The sequence below is a fragment of the Psychrobium sp. 1_MG-2023 genome (assembly GCF_030689115.1).
Classification (GTDB): Bacteria; Pseudomonadota; Gammaproteobacteria; order Enterobacterales; family Psychrobiaceae; genus Psychrobium.
Window position 1 is genome coordinate 222,190 of the sequence record NZ_JAUYVJ010000001.1, and the last position, 16,275, is coordinate 238,464.

A 16,275-nucleotide genomic window follows, 5' to 3' on the forward strand; every position below is an offset into this window, starting at 1 on the left:
TTAAAAATGAAAGGCGATAATGAAGTAATTGATGGTTTAAATATGTTGCTCGTTGGTGAGTTAACCGCGATGGATCAATATTTAGTGCACTCAAAAATGTATGAAGATTGGGATTTGTCAAAACTACATGAGCGTATCGCTCATGAATTTGATGATGAAAAAGAGCATGCCCAGAAGTTAATTGAACGAATCTTATTTCTCGAAGGTAAGCCTGATGTGACTAAGCGAGAAGGTTTGGCGATTGGCTATACCGTTCCTGATATGTTGCAAAATGACCTTAATCTTGAATATCAAGTGGTGACCAACTTACGTAAAGTGATAGCTCTTTGTGAAAGCAAGCAAGACTTTCAAACACGAAATATGTTGATGCCTTTACTGGAAGAGACTGAGCAGGATCATGTTTATTGGTTAGAGCAACAGCTAGGCTTGATTGATAAGGTTGGTTTAGAAAATTACTTACAATCGATGATGTAACTGTCAGGGAGAAGGGAGCCAATGGCTCTCTTTTTGACATGTAATAAATGGTTTTGCATGTTATAGCTGAAAAAAAGCCCCGATAACGGGGCTTTGCCTTCAGTTTTAATCGCTCACTTGAGAGAGAATAAGCGTTTAAAAAACTGTCTAGAATTTAGCTTCAGCACCAAGATAGAAGAAGCGCCCTACACCACCGCCGTAAACGCTAGAGTAATTCCCTTTACCACTAATAATGAACGGTCCATTATTATCGAAAATGTTATTTACGCCTCCATAAATACGAACTGATGCATCACCTTCTAAATCAACCATGTAAGAAGCAGACACGCTATGTTTGATATAAGAACCAATGTCTTGGAATGCCAAAGGTTCAGGGTTTTCAACACACTTATCGGTTGCACTGGCACATTCCTCAGCATTACTTTCTAAATAGCCTTGGTATGAGGTTTCACGTGCGAGACTATCTTTAACACTGCCTTTAAACTTGGTACTCCAACGAATACGTAAATCGTCTAAGCGCCATGTTGCAGAAGCTGAAGCGACATCCTCGAATGAGTAAGATCTGTAGCCTAGAGTGTCGGTTGTTTCTAGCGCACCATTGACTTCCTTAGTTGTTGAATCTTCAAGAAGGTGAGTGTAATGGGCTTTTAGCTTTAACGAACCTAACTCATTCAAGTCAAACGCATACTCTGCTGCAACGTCATAACCGCGTGTTGCCATCATGTCAGCATTAAAATAAGTCTGTACAACTTCAGTTAATCGGCCTTCACCGTCACGGGTAATTGCATTACAGTACTGATTGCCTATGCCATACTCAACGCCTGTTGGTGGGTTATAACACCCTGATAGAATTTGTTCGTTACTTAACGTGGTAATAACATCTTCAATCTCAATATCAAAATAGTCGATAGCTAAACGAAACCCTTCTAGTTGTGTCGGGGCAAATGTCATACCAAAGGTAAATGTTGTACCTGTTTCTTCAAATAATTGATCATTACCAGCACTTGGAGAGTAACCAGTATCAGGCAGGTTGAAGATTCCATCTTCATCAGAGTCTATTGTCGCTTGGATGCCAGAGTCTTTTCGGCAGTTGTCATGGCCTGGCTTAGTTGAATCTGCCGTTGTGTCCTTACAGATGTCTGCAATGGTGTCATAATCACCAGCAATGGGAGAAAGTAGCTCTTTAATGTTTGGTGCTCGCTGTGCGACAGAGTAGTTGGTGCGCAGTGCATAGCCCTCAACTGGCTCCCAGATAATACCTGCTTTGTAACTTCCAACATTTCCCACTTGTTCCATACTGTAATCGGCAGCACGTACAGATACTTCTGCAGATAAGTTTTTAGCTGCAAATGAATCTTTTAGTAATGGAAAAGCAAACTCAGCAAAGATTTCTGATACTTCAACTTCACCTGAATATGAAGGGATATAGTTGAAAGAAATACCGCCAGTTTTTGATATTTCATCAGTTTCTACTGACTGGGTGTCTCTACGATACTCGGCGCCAAATACGGCAGAAACTGGCCCCGCAGGCAGTTCAAATAAATCTCCCGCAATGTAGCCTAATACATTGAATTGGGTTAAGTCTGAATCAAGTGTTGCATTATGACGAATGTAGTCAGCTGCCTCTTCTGAAATAGAGCCTATACCAAATAAGTTAACTGGCACACAACCATCGGCTCTTGCCTCCGCCTCTTTACATTGAATGGTAACGCCATCTTCTGCGTATTCGGCTTTTAATGCTGAGTTTAATTTGGCAACATTAATTTCATTGAGACGAAGCTGTTCTTGTTTGAATGTACCGTAACCAACTGAAACATCCCAATCCCAGTCGCCATCAAATAGCGTACCTTGTAAGCCTGCCCATGAACGTATCGTGGTACGGGTATTGTCAGTTGTCACTTGACCTACCTCGTGTAAACGACGATCAAAATAAATTCTTCCGTTCTTTTCCCACAGTTCTTGATGAGGCTTCATCGCTTCAGGGATATAAGGATTATCCCATGTCATGTAATCTAACCTGACATCAAAGGGTTCGCCATTACTGTCGTAGGCAGCGCCTTTTTCACGTTCGTAAATATCTTCTGGAGATTTTTTATTGAGGGACTTATTTTGGCTAAATTGAACCTGAAAGTATGATGCAATATCATCATTTAAGTCATAATCGACTTTAACGGCAGCGACCAATGCTTCGTCAGGCACTTTAAGCGCGACCCATTGTGTCGAGTTAACACCATAGATTTCCTCATTACCTTTCCAGTCATCACGAAGACCAGACTCGTCATACCAAAATTGTGTATCGTTTGACGAGTCTTCACCAAAAACACCACCAGCGGTGCCATCAGAGAGATTTACCCAAGAAGTTTGCCCGTCTTCAAGATCACGCATACAGGCGTATTCGCCACTTGTGGTCCACATTGCATTACACATTTTCTCGTCGTCGTAGGTATAGGCATCTGCCACCTGTGCACGCTTACGGTCACTTGCGAATAGCCCGTGTTGGCGATCATAGCTAGCGCTGGCAAAAACATAACCTCGCTCATCACTAAAAGACGTACCAAAGCTTAAATCTAGACTGTTTTCTTTGCCACCACCATCGGCACTTTCACCGACTCGAACATTGGCGCTAAATCCTTCTTTATCTTTTTGGGTAATAATATTAACCACACCAGCAATAGCGTCGGAACCATAAGCCGCTGAAGCACCACCTGTGATAGTTTCAACTTTTTGAACCATCCCCGCTGGGATGGTACTAAGGCTAACATAACTACCGCTGTGACTATTTGAAACAACACGGCGGCCATCAATTAATGTTAAGGTTCGGCTTGTTCCTAAGCCACGCAAATCGATAGTCGATAAGCCAGTGGCTGTAACACTTGATTGGGTGGTGCTGTTACTTGAGCCTTCGTGAATTGCTGGCATATTATCGATTAGAATTTCAGATAAAGAACCTAAGCCAGTGTCTGAAATAGCATCTTTATCCATTGTTACTAATGGTGTTGCTACTGAGAAACTATCACGTCGTAGTCGCGAGCCTGTCACTGTAATTTTTTCTGGTGCTTGGTAATTCGCTTTTTGTTGTTTAACGGTGTCTTTATCTGTTGCTTTGCGGGCAACGGCTTCATCGTTGTCTTGTGCTAACGCGGGTGCGGTACAAGCGAGTGCTATTGCAGCTGATATCGCATGTCTTTTAAAGTGGGGAATCATTGCCATTTCCTTGTTACTATTATACGAGCTGGGTTTTTATTGTTGTTATGGTTAGGCTTTTAACCATTGGAGAGCCAATAGTTAAAGCGTTTACCTGTTTTAGGCCACTCGAAGTGCAAGCTCAATTGTTAGCGGCTCTTTTCTTGCTCATTTATATATCTTTTTAATATCTATTCTTTTAATAACAGTGATTTAATTGTTCTTTGTGGTTGTGTGATTAAGATCCTGTTTTAAGTCTTTTTGCCTCTATTGCCGCGTTCTTTACTGATTAAGGATTGTGGTTAGAGGGGGTAAGTGATAGTTTTAAGAGGTATGCTTGATTGTATTTTTTATTGATTAAGAGTTTTATCTACACTGTTGCTGAATGATATTCAGTCTTGGATTTTTTGCCTTTTATGAGCTTACAAGCCCCCTTCAAACTTGAACGTTTTACTGTGATGCCACACGAAAATAAAGTGGTAAAGAGTGATGAGCAGTTATTAATTCAACCTAAATTTATTGATGTTTTAGCTTATTTAGCGACGCAGTACCCGCGTTTAGTTAGCCGTGAGGAATTAATTGAAAATATCTGGGAAGGCAATCAATATGTGGGTGAAAAAGCATTAACTAACGCTATTTGGAATTTAAGAAAGGCGCTGAAAAGTGATGACGTTCAGTTTATTGAAACGGTAAGAAAAACTGGTTATAGGTTGTTAATTGAACCAGAATATTTACCGGAGCCAGTGGCTAATTTGACTCAGACAGTTGAATTGGCCGTTGAACCTCAGCAACTAAATAAATCAAGGTTTTCGCTCGGTAAACTGATTGGCGTTGTTCTTTTTTTATCGTTTATTGGCGGGCTAAGTTATAACCTTGTTGTTCACTTTATTATTGAGCATCAGCAAGATGAGGAATCCGCTTTAGTTATCTCTAATTTAACCGCGGCACCGGGCCGTGAACTGTATCCTGCGGTATCTCATGATCAACGTTATCTGATTTATTCATGGCGTCGTATAAATCAAAAGGCCGATATTTTCTTAAAAGATTTAACTCAACCGGATCTCTTGCCTCGACAGCTGACCTTTACTGATGAATCTGAGTCGTCCCCTATATGGGGAAAGCGTGGTAAATATATATTCTTTGTCAGGAAGTCATGGTTAGGGGCGGATTGTTTTGTCATTAAGATGGATATTGCTACAGCAAGTGAAAAAGTTGTGGCTAATTGTCCGCCTGGAATAAATATTTATTTATCGTTGACTGCTGATGGTAACCAATTGGCTTACACGGGCTTTGAATCAGGCATGGGAACCGGGATTTATATTAAATCTTTGATCGAACCTCACTTACCTGCTATCCGTTTTTCTTGTGCTAAAGATTGTAACTATAGTGATAGAAGTATCGCTTTTTCTCCCGATGGGAAATATGCAGCGGTTAGTCGCCGGGCCGAAGATTTAGTTGAAGATATTTATCTTGTCAATTTACAAACAAAACAAACACAACAACTTACCTTTGGTGAAGGGGATATAAAAGGCTTTACTTGGACTGCAGACAGCAAACGTTTAGTTTATGCATCCAAAAGTTCGTTAACTCGTTCGGGACATATTATTTCAATAGATAACGGAAAAATTGAGCCCCTTAATGTTGAAGGTTTCAGTTTTCCATCGTTTATTCCAAACAGCAGCAGTTTGGTTTTTCATCGCTGGAATGTTGCAACATTTATCTCATATTTACCATTGGCGGAAAAGGTTAACGCAACGCCATTTCCATTGATTCAGTCGGATTATAGCCATAGTTCAGCACATTATTCCCAAGCAAGAGAGCGGCTCACCTATATATCGAATGAGTCTGGATACAATGAAATTTGGACGGCCAATTTAGATGGTACTCAACGAAAAAAGCTCACTAATCTTGAAAATAACTTAAGCGCACCAAGGTGGTCTCATAACGGCTTGCACATTGCATTCTTAGGCACGGTGTCTAATAGGCAAAGTAGCAGCATTTATATTTTAAACGTTGAAACATTAGCCGTTGAAGAATTAAAGACTGAGTTTGACACGTTATATAGGCCAACTTGGGGAATTAATGATAACGCATTGATCGTAGCTGCTAAGACTCAGGGGACGTCTAAATTATATCAAATACCATTAAATGGAGAGGAGCCCGAAATTGTTGCTAATACACCCGCTCGTTATGCAATACAAACGAGTGATAAGTCCATTTGGTATGTTAAGGGTAGTAAAAGTGGCTTATGGAGAGTGAACCCTAGTGATAAAAAGCAGCCGTTAGCGGTAATTGATAAAGACAATTTTAAGCAACGTTATAATTGGACGGTAACGGATAAAGGAGTTTTCTTTCAATCGGACTATAAAGATCATCATCGCATTATGTTTTATGACTTTGCCAAAGAACAGCTGACACCGATGATGAAGCTACCATCAAGGACGCTCGAAAGTTCTGGGTCAATGTCTTATGTAGCTCAAGATGACAAGTTACTGTTTACGCAAAGTCAATTTCCCCAAGTCGATATTAAAAGCTTGAGTCACCCACTGTTACAATAGTGTTATGTATGGGGAGTTAGTCGTAAACAATGAACTAGGCGGAACAGCACGTCCTTTCGAGTAAGCTAATCTGGTTTCTTCCAGACGATTTTGCTTGATACAAGCACCTATCAGCAGAGGACATTGCTTGATCTAAGGTACCTTTTGTATAAGAAGATAAACCAATCGAAACAGTGACTTTGATTTGGCAGCTACCATACAGCGCTGTCATTTTTTCGACGCTTTCTCTAAGCCTTTCTGCAATAAGTAACGCCGTCGCATTGTCTGTTTCTGGAAGTAAAATTGCAAACTCTTCACCACCAAGGCGGCCAAATATATCATATGGGCGTAGTTGATCATTAATTGTTTGACAGAAGTCTTTTAATACTTGATCGCCAGCAGCATGACCAAATTGGTCATTAATCTCTTTAAATTCATCCAAATCGAGCATTAATATACTGCTGTGGGTACCGATACGCTGACAACGTTTTTGCTCTATGTCTGCTAAACAAAAAAAGTGACGACGATTATGAATACCGGTTAATTCGTCTGTCGTTGCTAATTTGAATAAGTTATTGGAGTGCGAGGTGAGTTCAGCTTCGACTAATTTGGTTTTAGTGATATCAGTCGCAAATAAAAAGATATGGTCATCAGCAACAAGTTGTTCCGTTACTTGCAACCAGCGTTGATCGTGTAGATCAATTTCAAAGCGTCTATATTCTTGAGTTCGTCTTTTCTTTCCGGCTTGATGGAGCCAATGATCGAGGTCGGTCGTTTCAACGATGACACCAACATTGTGTAAGTAGCAATGTTCAATTAAAGATGAAAAAGTTTGGCCTGTGGCGATAACTTTTGTTGTACCAAACATTTCAGCGAGGCTGTCATTACAAAATATGAGCTGGTCATTTTGATCGAATACACCAAAGCAATCATCGGTTTTACTTAGCGATTCAAAAATCAGCTGTTCAATATAAGTTCCGTTTACATGTTCCATGAGGTATAAGCCGTGATATCTGATTAGTTATCCAATATTGGATGCTCAAGGGTAAAGTAATTAGCTCTCCTGCTGCTAATCAATTCGTATGATTTATGAACTAAATTAACGTTAAATTGATCTAGATCAATATGTATGGGGTTTTACAGGTTTCTAATTAAAAATATCCTAAAAAAGCGTTGGTCTGCAGTCCTTGTATGAGTAGTTATTAGCCGCAAACGAATTGTACCAATTCGTTTGGCCATTCTCTTTCTGAACGCTGTCAGTTTTATTTTTCAAGTACAAGCTGTACAGCCATCGTGTATTTAAAAACTTAAGCTCACAACAAAAGTCGTCGAGAATATTTTATGATGATTCATCATAAAACACCTCAGGACTTTTTCCGTAAATGAGGGCTGTTCTTGAGCATGAAAAAGTAATTATCCACTAGAGACTCAGCCATGGCGGCTAAATCGAAACGCTGGGGTTGATAAAGCCAATTGTCGATTAATCCACAAAAATAGGCATGCTTGGTGATGGCTGCTTGTTCAACATCTAAATCATGTGGCAGTTGTTGTCGTTTGATCGCATTAGTGAGTGTGCGCTTGATATTGTCATCAATGGTCAAGAAGTTATCCAGTTGGCGCAGTTCAATTTGTTCAACTGTACCGTTATATTCGAACTTATGCTGGATAATGCTAAACACCCTTTGCTGGCGCTTATCATGGGCTAGGTTTTTGAGTAAGTTAACTGAAAACTCTCGGTATTTTCCTAGTGGATCAGGTTCATTTTCATCCGTTAGAGCCAATGACAGTTGATCGATTGGCGAGCAGACTCGCTCAAGCATTGCTTGGAATAATTCGACTTTGTTTTTAAAGTGCCAATAAATGGCCCCACGGGTTAACTGTACATGGTTAGCAATATCCATGAGGGTGGTTTGGCTAAAACCTTTACTAAAAAAAACCTCTTCAGCACCATCAAGTAATAGGGCGCGAGTAGCAGCGGCTTGTTCTTTGGTTTTTCTGACCATAACGACCTCAAAAATAAAAATACAATCAGTAACAAATTTTGGTAAAAAACTGGTTGAATTAACAACAGCTATTACCATACACTTTAAACATACATGAATGTATGTTTAAAGTCGAATTGAGACATGATGACAAATAGTTCTATTGTCGTAACTGATGTAGTAGCTAACCATCAATGGCTATTTTTCTCGTTATTTTGAGGCCCCCATGAAATTAAATTTATTAACTCTGGCGCTTGCTAGTAGTCTAGTTGCGTTACTCGTCGGTTGTGACTCAACCACACCACAGGCTGGTTTTCAAATGCCACCACAACAAGTCGATACGGTGACGTTAGAAAGCAAAACTGTGTTGTTCGAACAGCAGTTACCGGCTCGGGCTGTTGCTGCATCGGTTGCTGAAGTGAGACCTCAAGTATCAGGTATTATTTTAAAACGTTTATTTGACGAAGGCTCGACAGTGCAGGCGGGTGACGCGTTATATCAAATTGATGACGCAATCTATCAAGCGAACTTAGCCTCAGCAAAAGCGGAGCTATTACGAAGTAAAGCCAATTTACAATCAAAATCAGCTGAATTAAAACGGTATCAACAGTTATTAAAAGACAATGCAGCAAGTCAGCAGGCCTTTGATCAAGTACAAGCGGATTACTTAGCGGAAGAAGCTGAATTAGCTGTACGTAAAGCCGCAGTGCACCGCGCTGAAGTTGATATTAGTTTTACCAAGGTGCTTGCACCTATTAGTGGCATTATTAGTAAATCGAATATGACGGAAGGGGCCTTAGTCACTGCAGCACAATCACAAGTTCTAACAACGATAACTCAGCTTGACCCAATCTATTTTGATTTAGTACAAGCAAATAATCAGCTGCGTAACATTCGTACTCGTCTTGCTAGTGGTGAACTACAGCAAGTTGAACAAGTAGCTCGATTAGATTTTTCTAATGGTCAAAGTTATGGTCAAACAGGTCAATTGCAGTTTAATGAAGTACAAACAAACCCAAGTACGGATACAGTTACTTTACGGGTTCAGTTTTCAAACCCTGAACAGCACTTGTTACCAGGCATGTATGGGCAAGTGAACTTAGTTCAAGCACAGCGTGATAACTCAATTTTAGTGCCGCAAAAAGCCGTGACATTTGATAGGGGTGGTAAAGCCAACGTTTTTGTTCTTGCCAAAGAAAACAAAGTAGAGGCGCGCCGCATTACGGTTGGTCGTTCATTTGGTCAAAACTGGTTGGTGCTATCAGGCTTAAATTCTGGTGAAAAAGTCATCACCACAGGATTACAAAAAATCGGCCCTGGCATGGTCGTGGTTCCTGTTTCTGATACAAAGCAGGCGGGTTAAAGCATGGCAAAGAGTTTTATAGAACGGCCAATACTCGCTTGGGTTATTGCGATTATGATTATGATGGTGGGAATCTTATCGATTTTCCGCCTACCTATTGCACAATACCCCGATGTCGCACCGCCCGCGGTGAGCATTAGTGCCTTTTATTCGGGGGCATCTGCAAAAGTACTGCAGGACACCGTGGTACAGGTGATTGAGCAAAGCCTTAGTGGGATTGATAATGTTAAATACATTGCCTCTAATAGTGATTCTACGGGTGCTGCAACAATTACTGTGACCTTTAACGCGGGAACCGACCCAGATATTGCCCAAGTTCAAGTACAGAATAAACTGCAAACAGCGATGCCATTATTGCCGCAAAAAGTGCAGCAAAATGGGGTGCAAGTAACCAAATCATCTAGCGGCTTCTTACTGGTAATTGGTTTTTACTCTACCAGTGATCAACTTGATAGTACGGACATCGCCGATTACATGGCCTCAAACATTCAAGATCAAATTAGCCGAGTAAACGGCGTTGGTCAGGTGATGTTTTTTGGGTCTAAATATGCGATGCGTGTGTGGTTAAACCCACAAAAGCTTAATCAATATCAGCTAACCGCACAGGAAGTTGCACAAGCGATTCGCAGCCAAAACTCGCAAATTGCTGCCGGTGAGTTAGGTGGGGCTCCTGCTGTGGCAGGGCAACAGATTAACGCAAGTATCATCGTGCAAACAGGATTAGAGACCGTAGAAGAGTTCGGTGACATTATCTTGCGCGTTGAACCTGATGGTGCAACGGTGCGTTTAAAAGATGTCGCGCGAGTTGAAATCGGTGGTGATAACTATCAGATAGTCTCTGAATATAATGATCAACCTGCTGCTGGTTTTGGCATTAGCTTAGCTTCAGGTGCTAATGCGTTAGATACTGCGCAAGCACTACGTGATAAAATTGAGCAACTAAAGCCTCATTTCCCGCAAGGTTTGGAAGTGGTTTATCCGTATGACATCACGCCATTTGTGAAGTTATCGATTGAGTCGGTGATTAAGACATTATTAGAAGCGATTATCCTCGTTTTCTTAGTAATGTACTTGTTCTTACAGAATTTTAGAGCAACCTTAATACCAACCATTGCTGTGCCTGTCGTACTCTTAGGTACTTTTGCCGTCTTATCAATTTTTGGTTACTCAATTAATACGTTAACCATGTTCGGTATGGTACTGGCCATTGGCTTGCTGGTTGATGATGCCATCGTTGTGGTTGAAAACGTTGAACGGGTTATGCACGAAGAGGGGCTCTCGCCCAAAGAGGCAACTCGGGTGTCAATGCAGCAAATTACCAGTGCGTTAATTGGTATTGCCTTAGTTCTGTCAGCTGTATTCGTACCGATGGCGTTTTTTGGCGGCTCAACCGGGGTTATTTACCGTCAATTCTCTATTACCGTTGTATCATCAATGGTGCTATCGGTGATTGTGGCATTGACACTAACGCCAGCGTTATGTGCAACCTTATTAAAACCTATTGATCAACAACCTAAATCGAAAAAAGGCTTCTTTGCTTGGTTTAACCGCATGTTTGATCGCACCAATACCGGTTATCAATCACTATTAAAACGAGTCGTTAACCGTACGGGTCGCTACATGGTTATCTACGGCCTGTTAATTGTTGGTCTAGTGGTAATGTATCAGCGTTTACCAACATCATTCTTACCCGATGAAGATCAAGGCACAATGTTTACGCAAATGGTGTTACCGCAGGGAGCTTCAACTGAACGCTCAGTGGAAGTGATGGAAAAAATCGAAGATTATTACTTAGAAACTGAAAAAGATAATGTTGAGTCTGTGTTCTCGGTAATTGGTTTTAGCTTCAGTGGTAATGGACAAAACAATGGCATTGCTTTTGTGAAGCTTAAAGATTGGGATCAACGAACCGAAGATAGTCAACATGTTAAAGCAGTCGCTGGCCGCGCAATGGGTTACTTTATGTCGATAAAAGAAGCCTTTGTTTTTGCGTTTGTACCGCCATCGATTATGGAGCTGGGTACGGCGTCAGGCTTTGACTTTCAGTTGCAAGATCTATCAGGGCAGGGGCATGAAAAACTTATCGAAGCGCGTAACCAAGTGCTTGGTATGGCAGCGCAAGATCCCCGTTTGGCTGGCGTTCGTCCAAATGGACTCAATGATGCACCGCAGTTCAAGATTGATATTGATTATCAAAAAGCGATGGCATTAGGTGTCTCTATTGATGATATCAATCAAACCTTTAGCAGTGCTTGGGCACCAACATATGTTAATGATTTCATAGACCGAGGCCGAGTTAAGCGGGTTTACGTACAAGCTGATGCACCTTATCGCATGATGCCAGATGATTTAAATCATTGGTATGTTAGAAATAATAAAGGTGAGATGGTGCCATTTACTGCCTTTAGTTCTGCACGTTGGATTTATGGTTCGCCAAAATTAGAGCGTTATAATGGCGCGCCATCGGCGCAGATTTTTGGTCAAGCAGCGCCAGGGTTAAGTTCAGGTGATGCAATGCAAGCAATGAGCGAGATTGCGGCGAAGTTACCACCGGGGTTTGGCTTTGAGTGGTCAGGTATGTCACTCCAAGAAAAGCAATCAGGCGCACAGGCACCGATGCTTTACGCGTTGTCGATGCTAGTGGTGTTCTTATGTCTAGCGGCGCTCTACGAGAGTTGGAGTGTCCCTTTTGCGGTGATGCTGGTGGTGCCGTTAGGAGTGCTCGGAGCATTAACCTTTGCCTTAGGTCGTGAGCTATCAAACGATGTGTATTTCCAAGTAGGTTTGTTAACGACCATTGGTTTAGCCTCGAAGAATGCAATCTTAATCGTTGAATTTGCGCGCTCGCTCTACCTGCAAGGACATGACTTAGTCGATGCGACGATCATTGCCGCAAAACAACGTTTACGCCCAATTATTATGACCTCAATGGCCTTTATGCTTGGGGTTACGCCATTAGTGATTGCTACAGGCGCAGGTTCTGGTAGTCAAAATGCTATCGGCACTGGTGTATTTGGCGGCATGCTATCTGCGACAGTGCTGGCGGTAATATTTGTACCTGTTTTCTTTGTGGTGGTGTTTAGACTGGGGCACAACCGGAAAGATGAGAAAGAACATAATTTTTAAGGGGTCGTGTTATAGCGCTCATTGAAAATAAAAGGCCATAACGCGAGTTATGGCCTTTTTTCTAGGCGTTATCCCATGTATGGGCGTTAACGCTATGTTTTTTCTTTTGCCCAGCGCAACACTCCTTCTTGTGCGGTGCTTGCCACGAGGCGCCCTTGGCGATCGTAAAAGCGCCCAGTGACAAAACCGCGCCCACCACTGGCAGATGGGCTTTCAACTTCATAGAGTAACCAATCGTCAAATTTAAAGTCGCGATGAAACCACATGGAATGGTCGATGGTTGCCATTTGTAGTTTTGGCGTCATAAATGAAATGCCGTGTGGTTGTCCAGCAACAGGTAAGAATGAAAAATCTGACGCATAGGCCAGAATGTATTTATGAACACGAAGGTCATCCGGTAACTTGCCATTGACGCGCATCCAGACATGACGCTTAGGGTCGAGTTTATTCGGTTTTAATACGTTAACATCTTCCACTGAACGAATTTCGATGGCTTTATCACAAGTAAATTGGGTACGTACTGATGGTGGAATTAAGTCTTGGTATTTACGCGCTATTTCAACTTCTGACTCTAGGTTGTCTGGGCCTGTTACGTTTGGCATGACCGCTTGATGATCAAACGCTTGCTCGCTTAAATGAAATGAACCCGTTAAATAAAAAATAGGTTGTCCATTTTGAATCGCTTTTACTCTTCGGGTGGCGATTGAGCGGCCGTCACGGATAGTCTCTACATCATAAACAATCGGTTTAGCGGAGTCGGCCATACGCAAAAAGTAACAATGAAATGAATTAACCCCAAACTCAGGGCCGACCGTATTTTTAGCGGCACTTAACGCTTGGCCTATAACTTGACCGCCAAAGACACGACCAAACCCTAAATCTTGACTGTTACCGCGATAAATCCCTTGCTCAATCGTTTCAAGGCTGAGTAAATTGAGTAGTTGGTCGAGTACTTGTGACATAGTATATAACCTTATTTTTCATTGTGTGGCTTAACAATTGGCTAAACTTTTTATCTATTAAGGTAAGTTTACACAGGCTTTAAACAAATGTTTAGAAAATTATCAGCTAGATAATTCCATTGAACCAAGTGTGAGTAATCAGTTATGATATAAATGTTTTCAAATAGAGTAATCGCCAGTGCCTATAGTTTGTCGAGTCATGATTGTTGTTATGTTGCTAGCTAGCATTTTTCCGGCCTCGGCAGCTATGCCAATGACTCAGCAAATGTTGTCAATGATGTCTCATCATGGCGTTGAGCAAGAAATGCTTGATGATTCACCATCACATTGTGAACAAATGATGACACAACATGGTTCCCTTGCAGCAGAATCTGTAGCGACATCACAGCCTACATCTATAATGATGGAGTGTAGTGATGAATGTGACTGTTGTTCAAATGCCTGCAGTTCGGTGTTTATTCATAGCAATGTTATGTTCACCACTTCAACAGCTCTTTCCGTGATGCCATCAATGGCTCACTTGAGCATCTCTCGCACAATCGAAAGTTTCTATCGTCCGCCAATCGCACTTTAATCTAGGATCGATCCGCCTTTTAATGGGTCTTCTTTTAGTTTTATTGTGGTTAATTGTGTGGAATTTATTATGAATGTCTTTTCTTTTTCGATGCTTAAATCAAGTATCATTCGTTTGCTTATCGTGGTGCTAAGCCTAAACCTAATGGCGTGTAATGACGCGAAATCACCCGATGTTGAGAGTAATGGCTCAACACCTTCTATTGTTGCTGCTAAAGCCAGCACTGTTGAAGCCTCTGCTAATCTGGTTGAGGCCTTAGCTGACTTTACCGTGTATAAGGACCCTAACTGTGGTTGCTGTGTCCATTGGATAACGCATGCTAATGATCACGGCTATAGCACCGAGACTGTTCACCCTGCTAACATGTCGGCGATAAAAGCCCATTATGGTATCGCACCAAATCTACAATCTTGTCATACCGCAGTAAATCAGGATGGTTATATTTTTGAAGGGCATGTGCCAGCGAAATTTATCAAACAGTTCTTAGCAGATATACCAGCGGGTTATATTGGCTTAACCGTACCAGCAATGGTTGTGGGGTCGCCAGGTATGGAAGTGGGTGATAAGTTTATGCCATACCAAATTCTAGCACTTAAAAAAGATGGCTCTAGCGAGCTGTATCAAGCAATAACTAGCTATCAGCAGCAGTTTTAACTGAGTTTTATTAGTCAGTGATCTAATCCTTATTTGATTGATATCGAGTAAGTATTAGGTTGGTGAATTAAGCATTACGTTATAACAAGTAGTTGATAAAGGATATTGTGATGAATTTACTTTTTCGGATTAAGACCTTGTGTGCGGGTTTTATCATTACTGCAAGTGTGGTGTTTGCAAGTGTCTTGGGGACGATAGCGCCCGCAGCAGCGACTGAGCTCACCTTGGATGCGGCGCTAAAAAAGGCGTTAGCCGATGATTTATGGTTAAAAGCCAATGCACAACAGCAGCAAGCAATAGTTGCACTTAGTGAAGTGGATAGTACTTTACCCGACCCTGTGATGTCAGTTGGGCTCGTTAATTTAGCAGCCGATAGTCTGGCATTTAATCAAGAGCCCATGAGCCAATTAAAGATCGGTATCAGTCAGAAGTTTGCCCGTGGTGATAGCTTAGCGCTTAAACGCTCGCAACGTTTACAACAGAGCAAAACTTATCCACTGATGCGTCAAGTTCGTCAAGCGCAGATCACCAAGGCGTTATCGCAACATTGGCTAACGCTTTATCATAATGCTCAAGCAATTAGGTTAATTGAGCAGCAGCGTCCAACTCTAGAGCAGCTCATTAGTAGTGCCGAACGTAGTTATGGTGCTGGTTTGGGCTCTGTGAAACAAAGTGATATTACCGCTGCACAGCTGGATCTGCTGTTACTTGATGATCGTGTTTTATCTTACCAAACTAACTTTAATGCTTTGAAGCAGCAGCTAAATAGCTGGTTGCCGGCTCAGGCATTGATGCAACCACTGGCACTTGAGGTGATGCATAATCAGCCTCAAATTAATGCTTCTAGTATTAACTGGCTTAATCAATTGTCCCAACATCCAGAAGTATTAGTGGTGGCGCAACAGGTTGATGTTTTAAAGCAGGGAGTTGATTTAGCGAAAGAAAGTGAGAAGCCGCAATGGGGAGTTTCCGCAAGTTATGGTTATCGCAATAGTGCGCCGAACGGGAGCAGCAGAGCCGACCTATTCTCAGTTGGTCTTAGTGTGGATTTACCGATATTTAGTCGCGACAAACAGCGCCAGCAGGTCAATGCTGCACAAGCTAGAGTCGCATCGAAGGGAACCGAACGTTTATTGCTGATTCAGCAGCTAAGTGCTCGTGCTCACAGCACCCTGGCTAAAAAACAGCAACTGATGAAGCGTCAGCAGATATTCTCGCAAACTATTGTTGGTAAAAACCGCTTACAACATCAAGCTGCACTAACCAATTACGGTAACGATCTTGGGCAGCTATCTTCAATTCTACGTAGCCAACTGGCATTAATTAATGCGCATTTAACGTTATTGGCGATTAGTGTTGAGCTTCAGCAGCTTGATATTGAACTTAATTATTTACTGACAAGCGTTAAGCCTTAAGGAAG

Annotated in this window: 11 protein-coding genes; 7 read left to right on the forward strand and 4 right to left on the reverse strand. The window is 41.7% G+C overall.

The features are described 5' to 3' along the window. Positions 1 to 6 precede the first annotated feature (6 nt). Positions 7 to 474 carry a bacterioferritin gene (gene bfr / locus Q8W26_RS00885; protein ID WP_101212915.1) on the forward strand — a complete coding sequence of 156 codons (468 nt, stop codon included), beginning with the start codon at positions 7 to 9 and terminating at the stop codon, positions 472 to 474. A gap of 147 nt (positions 475 to 621) precedes the next feature. Here the strand turns inward: bfr and Q8W26_RS00890 are convergent, their stop codons facing one another. Continuing rightward, positions 622 to 3,678: a TonB-dependent receptor domain-containing protein gene (locus Q8W26_RS00890; RefSeq protein WP_305471897.1), complete on the reverse strand. Its 3,057-nt coding sequence runs from the start codon at positions 3,676 to 3,678 to the stop codon at positions 622 to 624. A 395-nt stretch (positions 3,679 to 4,073) separates the two neighbouring features. Here Q8W26_RS00890 and Q8W26_RS00895 point away from each other — a divergent pair, with 395 nt between their 5' ends. Beyond that, positions 4,074 to 6,215: a winged helix-turn-helix domain-containing protein gene (locus tag Q8W26_RS00895; protein ID WP_101212917.1), complete on the forward strand. Its 2,142-nt coding sequence runs from the start codon at positions 4,074 to 4,076 to the stop codon at positions 6,213 to 6,215. Positions 6,216 to 6,249: 34 nt separating this feature from the next. Here Q8W26_RS00895 and Q8W26_RS00900 read toward each other — a convergent pair whose 3' ends face one another. Both Q8W26_RS00900 and Q8W26_RS00905 read right to left on the reverse strand, forming a co-directional pair. Then, positions 6,250 to 7,188: a sensor domain-containing diguanylate cyclase gene (locus tag Q8W26_RS00900; protein ID WP_101212918.1), complete on the reverse strand. Its 939-nt coding sequence runs from the start codon at positions 7,186 to 7,188 to the stop codon at positions 6,250 to 6,252. Positions 7,189 to 7,558: 370 nt separating this feature from the next. Continuing rightward, positions 7,559 to 8,197, reverse strand: a complete 639-nt coding sequence (locus Q8W26_RS00905; protein ID WP_101212959.1) for a TetR family transcriptional regulator — start codon at positions 8,195 to 8,197, stop codon at positions 7,559 to 7,561. 205 nt (positions 8,198 to 8,402) lie between these two features. Here Q8W26_RS00905 and Q8W26_RS00910 point away from each other — a divergent pair, with 205 nt between their 5' ends. Then, positions 8,403 to 9,539: an efflux RND transporter periplasmic adaptor subunit gene (locus Q8W26_RS00910; protein WP_101212919.1), complete on the forward strand. Its 1,137-nt coding sequence runs from the start codon at positions 8,403 to 8,405 to the stop codon at positions 9,537 to 9,539. A 3-nt stretch (positions 9,540 to 9,542) separates the two neighbouring features. Beyond that, the gene (locus tag Q8W26_RS00915; protein ID WP_101212920.1) at positions 9,543 to 12,665 is read left to right on the forward strand and encodes an efflux RND transporter permease subunit; all 3,123 of its coding nucleotides are present in this window, start codon (positions 9,543 to 9,545) and stop codon (positions 12,663 to 12,665) included. A 92-nt stretch (positions 12,666 to 12,757) separates the two neighbouring features. Here Q8W26_RS00915 and tesB read toward each other — a convergent pair whose 3' ends face one another. Further along, positions 12,758 to 13,627 (reverse strand): acyl-CoA thioesterase II, encoded by an 870-nt coding sequence (gene tesB / locus Q8W26_RS00920; protein ID WP_101212921.1) that lies wholly within the window; start codon positions 13,625 to 13,627, stop codon positions 12,758 to 12,760. 178 nt (positions 13,628 to 13,805) lie between these two features. Here tesB and Q8W26_RS00925 point away from each other — a divergent pair, with 178 nt between their 5' ends. From Q8W26_RS00925 to Q8W26_RS00935, 3 genes are all read left to right on the forward strand, one after another. Then, on the forward strand, positions 13,806 to 14,201 hold the full coding sequence (locus tag Q8W26_RS00925) for a hypothetical protein (protein ID WP_153071455.1): 396 nt from the start codon (positions 13,806 to 13,808) through the stop codon (positions 14,199 to 14,201). 69 nt (positions 14,202 to 14,270) lie between these two features. Beyond that, positions 14,271 to 14,855, forward strand: coding sequence for a DUF411 domain-containing protein (locus Q8W26_RS00930; protein ID WP_101212923.1), 585 nt, complete (start codon positions 14,271 to 14,273; stop codon positions 14,853 to 14,855). A gap of 110 nt (positions 14,856 to 14,965) precedes the next feature. After that, positions 14,966 to 16,270: a TolC family protein gene (locus tag Q8W26_RS00935; protein WP_101212924.1), complete on the forward strand. Its 1,305-nt coding sequence runs from the start codon at positions 14,966 to 14,968 to the stop codon at positions 16,268 to 16,270. Positions 16,271 to 16,275 lie beyond the last annotated feature (5 nt).